The organism is Streptomyces sp. NPDC050508, from assembly GCF_040655155.1.
Lineage (GTDB): Bacteria > Actinomycetota > Actinomycetes > Streptomycetales > Streptomycetaceae > Streptomyces.
Window position 1 is genome coordinate 552,493 of record NZ_JBFAJJ010000001.1, and the last position, 17,971, is coordinate 570,463.

At 70.4% G+C, this 17,971-nt stretch carries 17 protein-coding genes; 8 read left to right on the forward strand and 9 right to left on the reverse strand.

The annotated features are described in order from the left end of the window. Positions 1 to 217 precede the first annotated feature (217 nt). The gene (locus tag AB0I69_RS02475; RefSeq protein WP_363094154.1) at positions 218 to 577 is read left to right on the forward strand and encodes a cupin domain-containing protein; all 360 of its coding nucleotides are present in this window, start codon (positions 218 to 220) and stop codon (positions 575 to 577) included. A gap of 39 nt (positions 578 to 616) precedes the next feature. Here AB0I69_RS02475 and AB0I69_RS02480 read toward each other — a convergent pair whose 3' ends face one another. Next, positions 617 to 1,576, reverse strand: coding sequence for a pyridoxal-phosphate dependent enzyme (locus AB0I69_RS02480; RefSeq protein ID WP_363093624.1), 960 nt, complete (start codon positions 1,574 to 1,576; stop codon positions 617 to 619). Positions 1,577 to 1,737: 161 nt separating this feature from the next. Here AB0I69_RS02480 and AB0I69_RS02485 point away from each other — a divergent pair, with 161 nt between their 5' ends. After that, positions 1,738 to 2,442 (forward strand): SDR family oxidoreductase, encoded by a 705-nt coding sequence (locus tag AB0I69_RS02485; protein WP_363093625.1) that lies wholly within the window; start codon positions 1,738 to 1,740, stop codon positions 2,440 to 2,442. On the opposite strand, the gene AB0I69_RS02490 is transcribed toward AB0I69_RS02485, so the two are convergent. After that, entirely contained in the window at positions 2,443 to 3,798 is a 1,356-nt protein-coding gene (locus AB0I69_RS02490) for a VWA domain-containing protein (protein WP_363093626.1), read from the reverse strand. Then, the gene (locus AB0I69_RS02495) at positions 3,795 to 4,652 is read right to left on the reverse strand and encodes a MoxR family ATPase (protein ID WP_363093627.1); all 858 of its coding nucleotides are present in this window, start codon (positions 4,650 to 4,652) and stop codon (positions 3,795 to 3,797) included. The genes AB0I69_RS02490 and AB0I69_RS02495 overlap by 4 nt, the downstream gene beginning before the upstream one ends. A gap of 151 nt (positions 4,653 to 4,803) precedes the next feature. On the opposite strand from AB0I69_RS02495, the gene AB0I69_RS02500 reads away from it, so the two are divergent. Then, the gene (locus AB0I69_RS02500; RefSeq protein WP_363093628.1) at positions 4,804 to 5,373 is read left to right on the forward strand and encodes a TetR/AcrR family transcriptional regulator; all 570 of its coding nucleotides are present in this window, start codon (positions 4,804 to 4,806) and stop codon (positions 5,371 to 5,373) included. A 178-nt stretch (positions 5,374 to 5,551) separates the two neighbouring features. On the opposite strand, the gene AB0I69_RS02505 is transcribed toward AB0I69_RS02500, so the two are convergent. Next, positions 5,552 to 6,862 carry an FtsX-like permease family protein gene (locus tag AB0I69_RS02505; RefSeq protein WP_363093630.1) on the reverse strand — a complete coding sequence of 437 codons (1,311 nt, stop codon included), beginning with the start codon at positions 6,860 to 6,862 and terminating at the stop codon, positions 5,552 to 5,554. 3 nt (positions 6,863 to 6,865) lie between these two features. After that, positions 6,866 to 7,648: an ABC transporter ATP-binding protein gene (locus AB0I69_RS02510; RefSeq protein ID WP_363093632.1), complete on the reverse strand. Its 783-nt coding sequence runs from the start codon at positions 7,646 to 7,648 to the stop codon at positions 6,866 to 6,868. Between the two features lie 166 nt (positions 7,649 to 7,814). Between AB0I69_RS02510 and AB0I69_RS02515 the strand changes: the two genes are divergently transcribed. The 4 genes from AB0I69_RS02515 to AB0I69_RS02530 are packed head-to-tail and all read left to right on the forward strand — an operon-like array spanning position 7,815 to position 10,720. Then, complete coding sequence (locus AB0I69_RS02515) at positions 7,815 to 8,495, forward strand: ABC transporter permease (RefSeq protein WP_363093633.1); 681 nt, start codon at positions 7,815 to 7,817, stop codon at positions 8,493 to 8,495. After that, positions 8,492 to 9,163, forward strand: coding sequence for an ABC transporter permease (locus AB0I69_RS02520; RefSeq protein ID WP_363093634.1), 672 nt, complete (start codon positions 8,492 to 8,494; stop codon positions 9,161 to 9,163). Before AB0I69_RS02515 ends, AB0I69_RS02520 begins: the two co-directional genes overlap by 4 nt. After that, a complete protein-coding gene (locus AB0I69_RS02525; RefSeq protein WP_363093635.1) occupies positions 9,160 to 10,101 on the forward strand; it encodes an ABC transporter substrate-binding protein in 942 nt (313 codons plus the stop codon). Before AB0I69_RS02520 ends, AB0I69_RS02525 begins: the two co-directional genes overlap by 4 nt. 40 nt (positions 10,102 to 10,141) lie before the next feature. After that, a complete protein-coding gene (locus AB0I69_RS02530) occupies positions 10,142 to 10,720 on the forward strand; it encodes a hypothetical protein (protein WP_363093636.1) in 579 nt (192 codons plus the stop codon). 15 nt (positions 10,721 to 10,735) lie between these two features. Here AB0I69_RS02530 and AB0I69_RS02535 read toward each other — a convergent pair whose 3' ends face one another. Beyond that, positions 10,736 to 11,890: a betaine/proline/choline family ABC transporter ATP-binding protein gene (locus AB0I69_RS02535; protein ID WP_363093637.1), complete on the reverse strand. Its 1,155-nt coding sequence runs from the start codon at positions 11,888 to 11,890 to the stop codon at positions 10,736 to 10,738. 148 nt (positions 11,891 to 12,038) lie between these two features. Here AB0I69_RS02535 and AB0I69_RS02540 point away from each other — a divergent pair, with 148 nt between their 5' ends. Then, positions 12,039 to 15,068 (forward strand): family 78 glycoside hydrolase catalytic domain, encoded by a 3,030-nt coding sequence (locus tag AB0I69_RS02540; RefSeq protein WP_363093638.1) that lies wholly within the window; start codon positions 12,039 to 12,041, stop codon positions 15,066 to 15,068. On the opposite strand, the gene AB0I69_RS02545 is transcribed toward AB0I69_RS02540, so the two are convergent. From AB0I69_RS02545 to AB0I69_RS02555, 3 genes are read right to left on the reverse strand one after another with little or no spacing between them, the layout of a single operon-like run. Then, positions 15,041 to 15,709, reverse strand: a complete 669-nt coding sequence (locus tag AB0I69_RS02545; protein WP_363093640.1) for an LUD domain-containing protein — start codon at positions 15,707 to 15,709, stop codon at positions 15,041 to 15,043. The two genes, AB0I69_RS02540 and AB0I69_RS02545, sit on opposite strands and share 28 nt — an antisense overlap. Next, positions 15,706 to 17,193 (reverse strand): LutB/LldF family L-lactate oxidation iron-sulfur protein, encoded by a 1,488-nt coding sequence (locus tag AB0I69_RS02550; RefSeq protein WP_363093642.1) that lies wholly within the window; start codon positions 17,191 to 17,193, stop codon positions 15,706 to 15,708. The genes AB0I69_RS02545 and AB0I69_RS02550 overlap by 4 nt, the downstream gene beginning before the upstream one ends. After that, entirely contained in the window at positions 17,190 to 17,951 is a 762-nt protein-coding gene (locus AB0I69_RS02555) for a (Fe-S)-binding protein (protein ID WP_363093643.1), read from the reverse strand. Before AB0I69_RS02555 ends, AB0I69_RS02550 begins: the two co-directional genes overlap by 4 nt. Between the last annotated feature and the right edge of the window lie 20 nt (positions 17,952 to 17,971).

Consider the following 17,971-nt stretch of genomic DNA (forward strand, 5'->3'; position numbering starts at 1 on the left):
TCGGCGTGCGGGTCTCGGCGTTGGCGTGCTGCGGGAGCGCGAGCGCACGGGACGGCCCGCACCTGGCGGTTCCCCCGAATGGCGCTCCCGGGTGGACAGGCAGACGATGGAGTGGTGGGGCGCGGCCCTCGCCGGAGCGCCGGTGCCGTTCATGGCTGCCGGGAGACGGAGACCGGCCCCGGCCGTGCTGTGCACGGCCGGAATGGAGGCAGTCGTCATGCTGGAAGTAAAGACGGTCGACAAGCCGGACGAGCGGCGTGACTTCCCCCGCGGCCACCTCGAAGCCGTCCACCTCAGCGGACTCGACTTCGCCGTGGGCACCTTTGAGCCGGGCTGGCGCTGGTCGGAGTCCGTGGCTCCGATCGCGGGAACCAAGAGTTGCCAGATCCACCACAACGGTTACGTGGTCCAGGGACGGATGCACCTCCTCATGGACGACGGCGGCGAGTCCGAAGTGGGCCCCGGCGACGTCTTCGTGTGCTCGCCCGGACACGACGCGTGGGTCGTCGGCGACGAACAGGTGATCGTGTACGACTTCGCGGGCGCCATGGCCACGGACTACGCGAAGGCCCCGTAGCGGCCCTGCGCACAGGTGCCCCGCGGTGGGACGCCTACGTCATGCCTCGTAGCGGAGGACTTGAGTCTCCGCGTACGCGACAGCCTCCGCGTGGCCGAACAGGCCGGGCAGTCCGCCCGTGTGCACGAACACGGTCCGCTCGCCCGGTCTGACGTCACCGTCCCGGACGGCTGCGATCAGACCTGCCATCGCCCGCCCGGTGTACGTCGGGTCGAGGACCAGCCCTGCGGTGCGCGCGGCGAGGGTGAGGGCTTCGGCGGTGGCTGCGGTGAGCGTGGCGTAGCCGCTGCCGATCTGGTCCCGTCGTACCCGTAGTCCCTCCGGTGCGGTCAGGCCCGCGAACTCGCTTACGGCGGAGGTCGGTTCGGGCAACGCACCGACGTCCACCCCGAGTACCGCCTCCGCCCCGAGCGATACCACCAGCCCCGCCATCGTGCCGCCCGAACCGAGCGCGACGACAGCGGTACGCAGATCGGGCAGTTGTCGGCGCAACTCCTCGCCGCAGCGGACGTAGCCGCGTGCGCCGAGCGCGCTGGAACCGCCGAACGGGATCAGCGCGGGCTTGGCCCCTGCCTTGCGTAGCTGCCCGGACACCTCGGCCGCCGCCCGGTCCAGTCCGGCCTGGTCCACCTCGCCCGCCCACGCGATCAGGGCGCCGAAGAGTCCGTCGAGGGTGAGGTTCCCCGAGCGCGACACACCCGGTGATCCGCGCAGCACCAGCACCACGTCCAGGCCCAGCCGGGCTCCGGCGGCCGCGGTCAGACGGGCGTGGTTGCTCTGCGGGGCGCCTGTGGTCACCAGGGTGTCCGCGCCCTCGGCGAGCGCCGCGCCCACGGTCCACTCCAGTTTGCGGATCTTGTTGCCGCCGCCTCCGAGGCCGGTCAGGTCGTCGCGCTTGATCCACAGGTCGTCCGGGCCGAGCCCGATCGCGGTGGCCAGTCGGGGCGCCGGTTCGACGGGGGTGGGGAAGGTGGCCAGTTCCACGTGCGGGTCGCTCATGGCGTACATCATCGCGCGCTCCGGTCGTCGGTCCGGCTGTGGGTGGGCTCGCGGGCTTGCCCATGGAAACCGATCGGTTTACTGTGGTCGACGTGAGGAAACCGATCGGTTTCCATCTCGCAGCGGGTGCTCTGCGGCATCCCTCACCTCGGGAGATCCCCATGACGAACATCGAAGGTTCCGTCGTCCTCGTCACCGGCGGCAGCCGCGGTATCGGCCGGGCGCTGGTCACCGCCCTGTACGAGCGCGGCGCGAAGAAGGTGTACGCCACCGCCCGTGACCCGAAGACCGTCACGCACCCGGACGCCGTGCCGCTGGCGCTGGAGGTCAGCGACCCCGCGTCCGTCGCGGCAGCTGCCGAACAGGCGCAGGACGTCACGATCGTGATCAACAACGCGGGCGCCGCCGTGAACGCGAACTTCCTGGACTCGCCCGTCGAGGACGTCCGCCGCGAGTTCGAGACCAACTTCTACGGCCCGCTGCTCGTCACGCGCGCCTTCGTGCCGATCATCGAACGCAACGGCGGCGGCCACATCCTCAACGTGCACTCGGTGCTGTCGTGGCTGGGCGTCCTGGGCTCCTACAGCGCTTCCAAGGCGGCCCTCTGGTCGCAGACCAACTCCCTGCGCCTGGACCTGAAGCCGCGCGGGATCGACGTCACCGGACTGCATGTCGGCTACGTCGACACCGACATGGCCGCCCACGTCGACGGTCCCAAGTCCACTCCCGAGAGCGTGGCGGCACAGGCCCTCGACGGCATCGAGTCCGGCGCCTTCGAGGTCCTGGCCGACGACCTGACCCGTCAGGTGAAGGCCGGGCTCTCCGCCGAAGGCGGTGCGCTGTACCCGCAGTTGGCGGCGGCCTAGTCAGATCGGCAGCAACCGGCCGACCAGCGCGCTGAGTTGCTGCGCGTTCCGGCACTCGTGCATCTCGACCAGCTCCGCGTAGCCGGGCGCCGCCGAGTCGCCGGTGCCCCACTGGGAGCGCTGCTCGGGGTTCAACCAGTAGACACGGCGGGCCCGTTGGGCGATGTGCCGGACGGCCGGGAGGTTCGGGTCGCTCATGTTGGTGCGGGCGTCGCCGAGGACGAACACGGTCGTACGCGGGCCGACGGCGTCGCCGTACCGTTCCGCGAACTCGCCCAGGGCGACGCCGTAGTCGCTGCTGCCGTGCCAGCCGGTGAGGGTGGCCTCGTCGCGGATGCGGGTGCCCAGGCCCTCGGGGTCGGCCGTGCCGTGCACGAGCAGCGGGGTCACCTCGTCGAGGCGGTTGACGAAGGCGAACACGCGCACCTTGCTGAACTGGTCGTGCAGCGCCTGCACCAGCAGCATCGTGAAGTCGGAGAAGCCCGACACCGAGCCCGACACGTCGCACAGCAGCACCAGTTCGGGCCGGACGGGCCGGCGTCGGCGCAGCACGGGCCGCATCGGCACCCCGCCCGTCGACAGTGAACCGCGCAGCGTGCGGCGGAGGTCGATCGTGCCCCGGGACGCACGGCGCCGACGCGCGGCGAGGCGGGTGGCCAGCTTCCGGGCCAGGGGCTGAACCGCCCTGCGCAGCTCGGCCAGTTGGGCCCGTCCGGCGAACAGGAAGTCGACGCGGTCGGCCGTCGGTGCGATCGCCCGACGGGCGATCTCGTCCCGGCCGCGCCGCTCGGCGACCCGGCGCCGCGCCTCCCCGGCGACCTGCCGACGGAAGCCCTCGATGCGCTGTCGGATCTCCTCGTCGAGCAGCCGGTCGGTGAACCCGGACTGCCCGCCCTCCGCCCGGATGCTCGTCCGCACCCGAGCCAGCAGCGTCTGCGGTCGCAGCCACTCCAGGGTCTGGTGCGACGACCAACCGTCCGACGTGGGGGAGTTGCCGTATCCGCCGAAGCCGTCGACGGCCTCCGCCGCCAACTGCCCCATCAGCGCTCGGTCGTTGGCGGTCAGCGCTGCCGTGAGCCGGTCGCGGAGGTCCTCGCGGTTGGTGGGCTCGCCCTGCGGTGCTCCGACGCCGCGCGGGAAGTACAGGTCGAAGACCGGGTCGAACACCGGGCGTTGGGCCGTGCCGTGCAGCAGTGTCGCGGCCAGACCCTCGCGGAGCAGTTCCCGGTCCGCGAACCCGAGCGCCTCCATGGCCAGCGCCGCGTCCACGGTCTCGCCGGTGCCGATGCGCAGACCGTGCGCGCGCAGCGCCCCGACGAGGCCCGTCAGCCGCTCGGTGACACCGACGGCGGTCACACGGCGTCCAGGTCGAGCTTGGCTGCCGCCCTGAGGATGTCGTCCTGGTGCTTGAGGAGGACGCCGAGGGTGTCCCGTACGACCGTCTCGTCGAGGGTGTCGGCGCCGAGCGCCAGGAGGGTGCGGGCCCAGTCGATGGTCTCGGCCACCGACGGCACCTTCCGCAGCTCCATCTCCCGCAGCGCCCCGACCACCCGGACCACCGACTCGGCCAGCGTCTCGCCGAGCCCCGGCACCTTCAGCCGTACGATCCGACGCTCCAACTCCTCGTCGGGGAAGCCGATATGGAGGAACAGGCAGCGGCGGCGCAGGGCCTCGGACAGTTCGCGGCTCGCGTTGGAGGTGAGGACCACGAAGGGGCGGCGGGTCGCGGTGATCGTGCCCAACTCCGGGACGGTGACCTGGAAGTCGCTCAGGATTTCCAGCAACAGGCCCTCCACCTCGACGTCCGCCTTGTCGGTCTCGTCGATCAACAGGACCTTCGGGTCGTCGCCGCGGATCGCCGTGAGCAGCGGGCGGGGGAGCAGGAACTCCTCGCTGAAGATGTCGGTCCGGGTCTCGTCCCAGCTCTCGTCGCGGCCCGCGCTGATGCGCAGCAGCTGCTTGGCGTGGTTCCACTCGTACAGCGCCCGGGACTCGTCGACGCCCTCGTAACACTGCAGCCGGACCAGCTGTGCTCCTGCGACCTCGGCGACCGCCTTGGCCAGCTCCGTCTTGCCGACGCCTGCCGGGCCCTCCACGAGGAGCGGCTTGCCGAGGCGGTCGGCGAGGAAGACGGTCGTGGCAACCGCGGGCGAGGCCAGATAGCCGGTCTCGGCGAGGCGTGCGGCGACATCGTCGACGGAACGGAACACGGGGCCTCCGGCGGGTCACGGGTGGTGTATCGGGCGCGCAGCAACATATCCAAGCGCTTGTTCACCTTCACTGTCACCCGGGATCGGGCGCCTGCGCAAGCTTGTACACCGATCGGTTTCCTCCTGGCGTCCGGCGCGGTAACCTCGCAGTATGGCCACGACAGAGAAGGCGTCACCCCGAGACCGACTGCTCGACGCGGCGGCCGAGCTGTTCTACCGCGACGGCGTCTCCATCGGCGTGGAGGCGCTGTGCAAGTCCGCCGGGGTCTCGAAGCGGTCGATGTACCAGCTCTTCGACAGCAAGGACGAGGTCCTGGCCGCGAGCCTGGAGCGGCGCGCCCCCGGTTACGCGGCGCACCTCATGCCTGGTCCGGACGACGCCGGTACGCCGCGCGAACGCATCCTGTACGTCTTCGAGCAGGCGGAGAAGGCGTCGACCCAGGCCGGCTATCTGGGCTGCCCCTTCCTCGCCACGATGGTCGAGCTGAAGGACCCCGAGCACCCGGCGAGCATGGTCGCCCGCGGGGCCAAGGAGAAGTTGCAGGACGCTTTCCGGGACCAGGCCGAGCTGGGTGGCGCACGTGATCCGGTGCTGCTGGCACGTCAGTTGATGCTGATCTTCGATGGGGCCAGTGCGCGTGCCGGTGCGAAGCTGGAGTCCCTGGACGGGTTGACCGTCGAGACTGTGCGGACGTTGCTGGATGCGGCGGGGGTTGCTTGAACGTTGGGAAGTGTTGTTGGTCGGCTACTGCTCCGTTGTGGCTGGGCGCGCCCACGCGGCGGAGCCGCATATCGATACAGCCCCGTGCCCCTTTGGGGCGCTGCCGGACCGTGGGTGAAGGGGCAGCCGCCGTTGCGACTGCCCCGAACCGAACCGAAGGCAACCGGACCGGTCGTACTCACGCGGCCAATGCCACCGCCTCCACCGCCGGCGTACGCAGCACGCGCCGTGCCGTCACCAGGCTCGTCCCCAGTGTCACCGTCGCCGCCACGGCGACGACCGCCAGCCAGATCCCGAGCCCCTGGTGCGGCAGTACCGAGTCCGTGCGGACCATGGTGAACGGGACGATCCCCGCCAGCGCGGCCACCGTGCCGGACAGGACGCCGGTGACCGTGAGGATCGCCGTCTCGGCGCCCACCGTGCGGAGCACCTGCCCCGGAGTCGCGCCTGCCAGGCGCTGTCCGCCGAACTCGCGGGCGCGGTAAGTCGTCGCCGCGTACAGCGAGTTGACCAGCATCACGCAGACGAAGACCACGATGATGCCGACGACCGTGAAGTTGAGGGTCTCCAGGTTCTTCGCGTCCACCGACTTCGTCAGGCCTGAGGCCTTCACCGCGTCGCTTTCCACCGCCTGCATGTAGAGCGTCGCCGTGGACACCGCCGTGAACAGGATCAGCGACATCAGGATCCCCGCGAGTTGGTCAGTGCGCTCCCGTAGATTGCGTACGGCCAACCACCCACTCGCGCCCGTCAGTTGGAGCCGGTCGAGCAGGCCCTTCAGGAACCGCGGTGCGAGCAGCGCCAGTCCCACCGACAGAAGGATCGCCCCGTACGCCGGTGCCGCCATCAGCGCCGCGTCCGTGGCGGAGAAGGCGAAGGTCGCCGTCACCGACACGACGCCGGCGACGAGTGCGGCGTACGCGAAGAACGTCCGCGCCCGGCCCTGCTGCCGCTGCCCGCGCGTCGCTCGTCGTACGGCCAGGAACGCGGCGCCAGCCGCGGCCAACAGCGTGATGCCGAGGCCCGATTGGAGCGCAAAGGGGCCGAAGGAGTAGTCGACGGAACGGGCCACCTGGCCGCTGTCCTGAAACACCCCGAGCAGTGCCCGGCCGCCGAGCATCGCGGGACCGATGGCGAGGATCGCGCCCAGCAGAGCGACGGCCACCGCCTCACCTACAACCATCCGCTTCAGCTGCGCCGGAGTCGCTCCCGAGCAGCGCAGGGTCTCCAACTCCCTCGACCGTTGCCGCACGTTGACCGTCAGCGTCGACGCGACGGCGAAGAACACCAGCAGGGTGCCGTATCCCCCGACGACACTCGCCGACGTGGACAGCGTGTCGGCGCTGACCGAGTCGATGCCGTGCTGCGCCACCGTGTCCTGCAGCGAGTTGAACGTCATGATGATCGCCGCGCCCAGGAACGCGGCCAGCAGTGTCGCCAGGAACCGGCCAGGACGCTGCCGGATCGAACGTATCGCCAGTACGAACATCGCTCACACCCCCGCCGTCACGTCGTCGCCCAGGTGTGCGAGCCGCTCGGCGACCGCGTCGACGGTCGGCGCGTGCATCCGGCCGGCGAGTCGGCCGTCCGCGAGGAAGAGCACCGAGTCGGCGTACGAGGCGGCGACCGGGTCGTGCGTCACCATCACCACGGTCCGGCCGTGCACCCGCACCGCCTCCTGCAACAGCAGCAGCATTTCCCGCGCGCTGCGCGTGTCCAGGGCACCGGTCGGCTCGTCCGCGAAGATCACCCGGGGTTCGGTGACCAGCGCGCGGGCGATGGCGACCCGCTGCCGCTGACCGCCCGAGAGCTGGTCGGGGCGGTGGCCGAGCCGGTCGCCGAGACCGACCGCGGTCAGGACCTCCTGGGCCCGCTTCCGGTCGACGCGCCGTCCGGCGAGCTTCAGCGGCAGCACGGTGTTCTGCGCGACGGTGAGCGTGTCCAGGAGGTTGTACTGCTGGAACACGAACCCGATCCGACTGCGCCGGAACCGCGTCAGCTCGGCCTCGCTGCCGCCCGTCATCTCCGCGCCGTCGACCATCACGATCCCGCTGTCCGGCCGGTCAAGCCCGGCCGCGCACTGCAACAGCGTCGACTTGCCGGACCCCGAAGGCCCCATCACCGCGGTGAACGTACCGCGCTCCAGGCTCAGCGTGACCCCGTCCAGGGCTGTCACGGCGCTGTCGTCATGGCCGTAGGTCCTGCTCACCTTGACCAGCCGCAGCGCCTCGGCGGCGGGTCCCTTGTCGTGCGTGCGTCGTGCGGTGCGAAACATCGCCATCACCCTCCGTGCGGCACGCCCTGTGCCTCGCTGAAGACGCTACGGAGCGGGCGGCCGACGCACATTGGGCGCAGAACCCGTATCCCGGGGTGTACTCAGCGACACCCCGTACGGGTCACCAGAACGAGCCGCCCCCGGGCCCGACCGATGCAATGGACCTGTGACCGCGCCCCCGGACGACTGCCTCGCCCGCAACGAGTGGATCTGCGGCGAGTACCTGAGCACGCGCCGCCACATCCTCGTCGACGCGGTCGTCCAGCACCTCCAGCTGACCGCGATCTCGGTGCTCATCGGCCTCGCCATCGCGCTTCCGCTCGCCGTGGTGGCCCGCCGCTGGGGCTGGGCCGCCGGCCCGGTGCTCGCGGTGACGACGATCCTCTACACGATCCCGTCCCTGGCGATGTTCTCGCTGCTCCTGCCCGTGTACGGACTGTCCGCCACCCTCGTCGTCGCCGGACTCGTCCTCTACTCGCTCACCCTGCTCGTCCGCAACATCCTCGCCGGCCTGCGCGCCGTACCCGAAGAGACCCGACAGGCCGCACGCGGCATGGGCTACGGCCCGATCCGCCTCCTCCTCACCGTGGAACTGCCCCTCGCGCTCCCGGCCGCGATGGCCGGTCTGCGCATCGCCACCGTCTCGGCGGTCTCGCTGGTCACGGTCGGTGCGATCGTCGGCTTCGGGGGACTCGGGAACCTCATCTACGCGGGCATGAACACCTACTTCAAGGCACAGGTGCTCACCGCGTCCGTACTGTGCGTGGTGATCGCGATCGTCGCCGACCTGCTCCTCCTGCTCGTGCAACGGCTCATCACGCCTTGGACCAGGGCGGTGCGCGGATGAACACCCTGACCGGCGCCTGGCACTGGCTCACCGACTCCGCCCACTGGACCGGGGACGACGGCATCTGGCACCGGCTCGCGCAGCACCTCGTCCTCACGGTCGTCTGCCTGGTCATCAGCTGTCTGATCGCACTGCCGGTCGCCCTCGTCCTCGGCCACCTCGGCAAGGGCGGCGCACTCGCCGTCAACATCTCCAACATCGGCCGCGCGGTGCCCACCTTCGCCGTACTGGTCCTGCTGCTCCTGACCCCGATCGGCAAGTGGGGCGAGGGGCCCACGGTCGTCGCCCTCGTCCTGTTCGCCGTACCGCCCCTGCTCACCAACGCGTACGTCGGCATGCGCGAGGTCGACCGCGACGTGGTGCGGGCCGCGCGCGGCATGGGGATGACCGGGCCGCAGATGCTGTTCCGCGTCGAACTGCCCCTCTCACTCCCGCTGTTGATGAACGGCGTACGGATCGCGGCCGTCCAGCTCGTCGCCACCGCCACGATCGCCGCGCTGGCGGGCGGCGGCGGGCTCGGCCGCATCATCACCGCCGGCTTCAACCTCGCCAACACCGCGCAGGTGGTGGCCGGGGCCGTGCTCGTCGCGGTGTTCGCGCTGCTCGTCGAGGGCGTCTTCGAGGTCGCCGAACGGCTGGCGCCCCGGTGGGCGGGGAGAGCGCGATGAAGCGACTGCGCCGGATGGTGGTGGCCGGACTGCTCCTGGTCACCGGCTGTTCGACCGGCCCGTCCCTGGAGAACCAGGGCGCCGTCACCGCACCGCCCGGCGACAGCCACCACCTCACCATCGGCTCGGCCGGATTCACCGAGAGCGATCTGCTCGCCCAGATGTACGCGCTGCTGCTGAACCAGGCCGGATACAAGACGTCCCTGCTCACCGTCGCCAACCGCGAACTCTACGAACCGGCCCTGGAATCAGGGCAGATCGACGTCGTGCCCGAGTACGCGGCCACCTTCGCCGACTGGCTCAATGCCAAGACCAACGGCCCCGACGCACCGGCCGTCGGCTCACCCGACCTCGCCACCACGATGAAGGCACTCCGCCAACTGGCCACGCCACGCGGCCTCACGATCCTCGACCCCGGGAAGGCCGTCGACCAGAACGCCTTCGCGGTGGCCCGCTCGTACGCTCGCGAACACCACCTCAAGACCCTCAGCGACCTCGGCGCCTCGGGACTCAAGGTGCGGCTCGCGGCGGGCGACGAGTGTGTGCAACGGCCGTACTGCGAACCGGGGTTGAAGAAGACCTACGGCATCGACATCACCGCCGTCGACCCGAAGGGCGTCGGCACGACACAGGCCAAGAGCGCCGTGCAGAACGGCCAGGACCAGATGGTGCTGACCACGACTACGGACGCCACCCTCGACGACTTCGGCCTGGTCCTCCTCACCGACGACAAGCACCTCCAGAACGCCGACTACGTCGTCCCGGTCGTCAACCGCTCCCGGGCGGGCAGCGCGGGCGTGACCGAGGCGCTGGGGAAACTGAACGACGTCCTGACCACGGCCGACCTGGCGTCCATGAACCAACAGGTGGACAGCTGGCGGCGGTTGGCGCAGGACGTGGCGCGGACGTATCTGAAGGACAAGGGCCTGCTGAAGTGAGCGCGGGGGGATTGTCAGTGGCGCCTTGTACCTTTCGAGCATGGGTGTCTATCTGGTCGATGTCGGTGCAGGAGAGTGGTTCGGTGAGGACACGGGGGAAGGGGGCCTGGGCGCGATAGCCAAGGGGCTCGACGCGGAGCTGGCCCGACGCGGGCTGCCGCCGTACGCGTCCGTGCCGGAGCGGGACTTCGGGGCGGCGTTCGAGGAGAAGCTGAGTCCGTCCATGCAGGGGTTCGACGCGCTGTGTCGTGCCCAACTGACGCCTGCCGGGCGGGAGTTGATCGGCGGCTGGTCGGTGCTGGTGCCGATCTCGCTCGACGAGGAGATACGGCTGCCCATCGGCTCCGCCTACACGGACGAGACGGTGATCGTGGGCGCACCGCAGGTGCTCGCCCTCGCTGAGCGGCTGGCCGCGGCTCTCGAACTGCCCGTCGAGATACCGGAGATGACCGGGAACCTCGCCCTGACGTTCTGGTTCCTGGAGGGCGAGGCGGAGGAGTTCGCCGCCGCCCGGCCCGGGCGCTGGAGCGAGGATCTGGACACGGCCTTCTACGTGGCCCTGTATCTGCGCGCCGCCCAGCACGCGCTCCGACAGGGCTGCCCCCTCACCTACTCCTGAGCGGCAGAGCGCTCCTCAGGCGTCCGCCACCGAGTCGAAGTCCACCTGGCCCCGCGGCACTCCGAGCGCATCCGCGTCCACGGACCGCCGTAGCGCCTCGTGGAGCTTCGCCGGAGTCAGCACGCCGAGGAAGCGCGCTCCGTCCAGCACGGCGACCCACCCGGCGTCGTGCTGGAGCATCACGCCGAACGCCTGCTTCAAGGGGGCGCCCACCGGTACCCACGCGTTCATGCGATGGGCGAGGTCGCCGACCGTGCCGCCTGCGGCGAGTTCGTCGGCCTTGACCCAGCCCTGCAGTTCGCCCTGCTCGTCGAGGACCACCGCCCATCTCGCGCCCTCGACCCGCAGCCGGTCGGCAGCCCGCTGCGCCTGCTCGTCCGCACGGGCGACCGGCGGCTGTTCCAGGTCGTCGGGCTCGATCTCCGTCACCGACAGCCGCTTCAGCCCCCGGTCCGCGCCCACGAACTCGGCGACATACGGCGTCGCCGGAGTACCGAGCACCGCACCGGGAGTGTCGTACTGCTCGATCCGCCCCTGCCCGTACACGGCGATACGGTCACCCAGCCGCACCGCTTCCTCGATGTCGTGCGTGACCAGCAGGACCGTCTTGCGCACGGCGGCCTGCATCCGCAGGAACTCGTCCTGCAACTGCTCCCGCACCACGGGGTCGACGGCGCCGAACGGTTCGTCCATCAGCAGCACCGGCGGATCGGCGGCCAGTGCCCGCGCCACACCGACGCGCTGGCGCTGCCCGCCCGACAGTTGCTCCGGATAGCGCGGACCGTACGTCTTCGGGTCCAGGCCCACCAGATCGAGCAGCTCGGCGGCCCGGGCCCGCGCCTTCGCCCGCTTCCAGCCGACCAGGGACGGCACGGTCGCCGTGTTGTCGAGGACCGTGCGGTGCGGGAACAGCCCCACCTGCTGGATGACGTATCCGATACGGCGGCGCAGCCGCACCGGGTCGACAGTGGCGATGTCCTCGCCGTTCACGAGGATCCGGCCGGAGGTGGGCTCGATGAGCCGGTTGACCATCATCATGGTCGTCGTCTTGCCGCAGCCGGACGGGCCCACGAGGGTGACGAGTTCGCCTTCGTTCACCTCGAAGGACAGCCCGTCCACGGCCGTCGTGCCGTCCGGATACCGCTTGCTGACCTGCTCGAACCGGATCATGACCTCACGCTAACGGCGCCGGTCCCGCGCCGCCCATCAGCGGGGGCCTACTGGCTGGTGACGGGGGCATGTCGACCTTGAAAGGATGCGAAGCCACTCCATCTCAGCGGTACACCTCCACTTCCCGGCAGGCTGAAGGGACAGCGGCATGAACGACGGAGTCGACGGAACGGCCTCCACCGAAGGAACCCCCTCGGCCGGCACCACGGTGTCGGGCCTGACCGCGGAACACCGCACCGACCCGCTCGGCATCGACGCGGCACACCCGCGATTCGGCTGGCGCATGGCGTCCACCGTGCGGGGCCGGCACCAGACGGCGTACCGGATCCTGGTCGCCACCTCGCCCGAGCAGCTTGCCCACGGCCGCGCCGACGTCTGGGACAGCGGTCGCGTCGACGCGTCGGACTCGGTCGCCGTGCGCTACTCCGGCCCCGAACTGCACGCCTCGACCCGCTACCACTGGACGGTGACGATCTGGGACGAGCACGGCCGAACCGTCCCCGCCGCACCCCCCGCCCACTTCGAGACCGGCCTGCTCGGCACCGACGGCGTCACCGGCTGGGACGGCGCGAGGTGGATCGGCATGACCGGCAAACGGCCGAACACCGCCGGCGCACCGCTCCTCCGCCGCGAGACGGCACTGACGGGCGGCCCGGTGAGCGAGGCCCGGCTGTACCTGTCCGCACTCGGCGTGTACGACGCCTACGTCAACGGCCGGCGCGTCCCCGTGCCCCAGGGCGACGGCACCACGTACGAGTTCCTGCCCCCGGGCTGGACCAACTACGACACCACCGTCAACTACTTCACCTACGACGTCACGGACCTGGTCACGGACCCGTCGCGGGTCACCCTCGCCGCCGTCCTCGGCAACGGCTGGTACAACGGCCGCATCTCCGAGAACAGCACCTACTACTCGGCCGACGGCAACCCCCTGGCCCTCAAGGCGAAACTCCTCATCCGGTACGCCGACGGCTCGACCCAGACGATCGTGACCGCCCCCGGCGACGACTGGCGAGCCACCGACACCGGCCCCTACCGCGCCGACGACCTCTACGACGGCCAGACCTACGACGCCCGCAAGGAGCTCCCGGGCTGGACAGCGAACGGCTTCGACGCCTCCACCTGGGCCACTGTCGAGGAGCACGACCCTTTCCCCGACGCCCAGTTGGTCGCCCATCCCGGTGAGAGCGCCCGCCTGATGCCCGAATGGGACCGGACCCCGCACTCCGTCACCGTCCACACGGGCGTGACGGGTCAGGACGGCAGCGCGAACGGCAGGGGCCGGATCGTCGTCGACCCCGCCCGCACGGTCACCGACCCCACCCGCGCGGCCACCGCCTCCGTCACCCTGCACCCGGGCGACACCGCCGTCATCGACCTCGGCCAGAACCTGGTCGGCGTGCCCCGCTACACCCTGCGCGGCCCGGCGGGCGCCCAAGTCGCCTTCGAACCGGGCGAGATACTCAACGACGACAGCGCCGGTGCCGACGGACCGGTCGGCTCCGTCTACCGCGCGAACCTCCGCACCGCAGAGGCCACCAGCACCTACATCCTCAAGGGCGACCCCGCCGGCGAGACCCACCAGGACTCGCTGACCTTCTACGGCTTCCGCTACGTCTCCGTCACCACGACCGAGACCGTCACCCTCACCGAACTCACGGGCCGAGTGGCCACCTCCGCCCTGCACGACATCGGCAGCGTCACCACCGACGACACCGACGTCAACCAGCTGATCAGCAATGTCCGTTGGGGCCAACGCGGCAACTACCTGTGGATTCCCACCGACTGCCCCCAACGCGACGAACGCCTCGGCTGGACCGGCGACACCCAACTCTTCGCCCCCACAGGCCTGTACAACACCGACGCGGTCGCCTACCTCAGCCACTTCCAGGACACACTGATCGACTCACAGCGCGTATACGGCGCGGACGGCGCCCAGTTCACCTGGGTCGCCCCGGGCCACCGCTACAGCCAGGCACTCCCGGCGAGCGGTTGGGCGGACTGCGGGGTGGTCGTGCCGTGGACGGTGTGGCAGATGTCCGGCGACACCACGATCATCGACCGCAGTTGGACGGCGATGACCAGGTACCTGGACTGGATCCGGCACCGCACCGGCGACACCTACGCGGGCCAGGGCGCGATCTTCGGCGACTGGCTCGCCTTCCAGATCACCAGCACCCAGCTCATCAGCGACGTCTACTACGGCCACAGCGCCCGCCTCATGGCCGACATGGCCCGAGCCACCGGCCGCACCGCCGAGGCGTCCGCCTACGACGAGCTCTTCGCCCACATCAAGCGGACCTTCATCACCAAGTACCTGACCACCGACCCCGACACGGGCCGGATCACCGTCCGGTCGAGCCTCGGCGACCCACCGCCGCACACCCCCGGCAACAGCACCGGCAAGACCGAGGACAACACCCAGACCGCCCTCCTCTGGATCCTCGAACTCGGCTTCTACGACACGGAGGCCCAGCACCGCCAACTCGTCACCCTGCTCGCCGACAACATCGGCAACAGCGCGGCCTACAAGAAGGCCCACCCCGACAGCACCCGCGTGGAGTACCCGGAGAACACCCTCTCCGTGGGCTTCCTCGGCGTGAACGTCATCGCCCCCGTCCTCACCGACGAGGGACGCGTCGACCTGGCGTACAAGCTGCTGCACCAGAAGGCGATGCCGTCCTGGCTCTACTCGGTGGCGAACGGCGCCACCACGGTCTGGGAGCGCTGGAACTCGTACTCGAAGGAGGACGGCTTCGGGCCGGTCGACATGAACTCGTTCAACCACTACGCCTACGGCGCGATCATGGAGTGGATGTACGAGAGCATGGCCGGCATCGCCAGGGACCCGGCCCATCCGGGCTTCAAGCACTTCTTCCTCCGGCCGCACATCGACCCGACCGGGAGGATCACGCGGGTGACCGGCTCCCACGTCTCGCCGTACGGGGAGATCGTGAGCGAATGGACCGCGCGGGACGGGCAGTTGACGTACCGGGCCGTCGTCCCCGCGAACAGCACGGCGACCCTGCGCATCCCCACCAGCGACCCGTCGACCGTCCGCGAAGGCAGGACACCGCTGGCCGAGACGCCGGGCGTCGAGTTCCTGGACTTCGCGGACGGCACCGCCTCCTACCAACTGCCGTCCGGCAGCTACGCGTTGACCTCCACGCTCGCCTGACCGCTCACCAGCACCACCTCCAGCGTGCGCGGACCGTGCACCCCCTCGACCCGGTCCAGCTCGATGTCACTGGTCGCCGAAGGACCGGAGATCCAGGTCAACGGGCGGGCGGGGTCGAGTCGTCGGAGTGCCTGGGGGACCGAGGAGACCACCTGCTCCGGCACCCGCACGACACAGATGTGATGGTCGGGGACGAGCGTGATCCGGCGGCGGCCCTGGTCCGGGCCGCCGTCCAGGACGATGGTGCCGGTCTCGGCGGCGGCCACCGCGCACGCCGTGACCACACTGTCGACCCGGTCCAGCTCGTGCGGGGTGTTCTCGGCCCGGTCCGCGATCTGCTCGACGTCGGCCGCGGCGAGCCAGGAGGGCTCAAGACCTGGCGGTACGACGACCGTCCGGGAACCCCGCTCGGCGAGCAACCCGGCGATCACGGCGGCCAGTTCGGCCTCCGTGCACCGGTGCACGATCGCCCGGTAGTCAGCCAGGTTCTCGGCGAGCAGGTCCACCGTCTGCTCGACACTCCGGTCCCCGTGCTCGCGCAGATAGCCGCGCTCGACGGCCTGGTCGTAGGGCGTGTCGTCCTGTGGCACGTCCGCGAGGGCGCGCTCCACACGGCCCAGAATCCGTTCCCTGCTGCTCACTTGGCGCCGTCCTTTCCGCCGTGCGTGCGCTGCCACCAGTCGCGGAACGGCTCCGCGGGTACGGCCGGCAGGTCCCGGGTACCGCTCCACGCCTTGCCGGGGCCGGGCAGGGTCCGGGGATGGAAGCGGCGGGTGCGGGACGCGAGCCGTTGCCCGGTGCGCAGGGCACCCGGGTGGCTGAACGTCCAGCGCGCCGCCCGCATGGCCGCCCGCTCGGCGGCATGTCCCTTTGCGGGTTGCAGGACGACCTTGTTGCCCTCCCGGGTCACCGGCCCGCCCTCCACGATCCGCTCCCGCAGATGCACCAGCACCTCGGGGATGTCGATGGCGACCGGGCACACCTCGTAGCAGGCCCCGCACAGGGAGGAGGCGTACGGCAACGAGGCGTCGATCTCGCTTGCGGTGCCCCGGAGTTGGGGGCTGAGGATCGCGCCGATCGGCCCCGGGTAGACCGAGCCGTAGGCGTGACCGCCGGCCCGCTCGTACACCGGGCAGACGTTCAGGCAGGCCGAGCAGCGGATGCAGCGCAGCGCCTGGCGGCCGACCTCGTCGGCGAGGGTGTCGGTGCGGCCGTTGTCGAGGAGCACCAGGTGGAAGGTGCGCGGCCCGTCGCCGTCCGTCGTGCCCGTCCACGTGCTGGTGTACGGGTTCATGCGCTCGGCGGTCGAGGAGCGGGGGAGGGTCTGCAGGAACACCTCCAGGTCCTGCCAGGTGGGCACGATCTTCTCGATGCCGACGACCGAGATCAGCGTCTCGGGGAGGGTGAGGCACATGCGGCCGTTGCCCTCGGACTCGACGACGACGAGCGTGCCGGTCTCGGCGACCATGAAGTTGGCCCCGGAGATACCCACCTTGGCGCGCAGGAATTTCTCCCGCAGGTGCAGACGGGCGGCCTCGGCGAGTTCGGCGGGCGTGTCGGTCAGCCCGTCCGGGGCCGGGCGACCCCACTCGCTCATCTCGCGGACGAAGATCTCCCGGATCTCGCCGCGGTTGCGGTGGATCGCGGGGACCAGGATGTGCGAGGGGCGGTCCTGGCCCAACTGCACGATGAGTTCGGCGAGATCGGTCTCGTAGGCGCGGATGCCCGCCGCCTCCAGGGCTTCGTTGAGCCCGATCTCCTGCGTGGCCATCGACTTGACCTTGACGACCTCCGACTCGCCCGTCTCCTTGACGAGTTGAGTGACGATCAGGTTGGCCTCGTCCGCGTCGGCGGCCCAGTGGACGATGCCGCCGGCCGCCGTCACCGACTCCTCCAACTGGACGAGATACCGGTCGAGATGGCGGAGGGTGTGGTCCTTGATCTGCTTGCCTGCCTCGCGCAGGGCGGCCCAGTCGGACAGCTCCGCCACGGCCTTGGCCCGCTTGGCGCGGATCGTGTGGGTGGCGTGGCGCAGATTTCCGCGCAGGGTCTGGTTGTTGACGGCCTCGTGGGCCGCGACGGGGAAGGCCGGGAACGTGGGCATTCCGACGAACGTCTCGCTCATGCGCCCGCCTCCTCTTCCGATTCCGTCGCGGCCAGGATCTCCGCGATGTGCACCGGCCGCATCCCGGTGTGGAGCCGGGTCATCGTGCCGCCGATGTGCATCAGGCAGGAGTTGTCCGCCGCGCACAGCACCTCGGCGCCCGTCGACTGGGCGTTGCGCACCTTGTCGGTGCCCATCGCCGCCGACACGTCGGCGTTCTTCACGGCGAACGTCCCGCCGAACCCGCAGCACTCGTCGGCACCGGGCAGCTCGACCAACTCCAGCCCCTTGACGGCCTGGAGGAGCTTCAGGGGCCTGTCGCCGAGCCCGAGGCTGCGCAGCCCGTGGCAGGTGGGGTGATAGGTCACCTTGTGCGGATAGTAGGCACCCACATCCGTCACCCCGAGCACGTCCACGAGGAACTCGGTCAGCTCGTACGTCTTCGGCACCACCGGCGCCAACGTGGCAGCGAGAGCGTCACCGCGCCCCTCCGCCCTGGCCCTTTCCCCCATCCGCGGATACAGCTCCCGCACCATCGCCCCGCACGACCCGGACGGCGTGACGATCGCCTCGTACTCGCCGAAGACATCGGAGAAATGCCGGGCCAGCGGCTCGGCCTCATGGCGGTAGCCGGTGTTGTAGTGCGCCTGTCCGCAGCAGGTCTGGGCCATCGGGAAGTCGACCTCGACGCCCAGTCTGGTCAGCAGTTTCACCACGGCGCGCCCGGTATCCGGATAGAGCGTGTCGTTGACGCAAGTCAGGAACAGGGCGACACGCATCGCGGCTCCTTAGTGGTCGA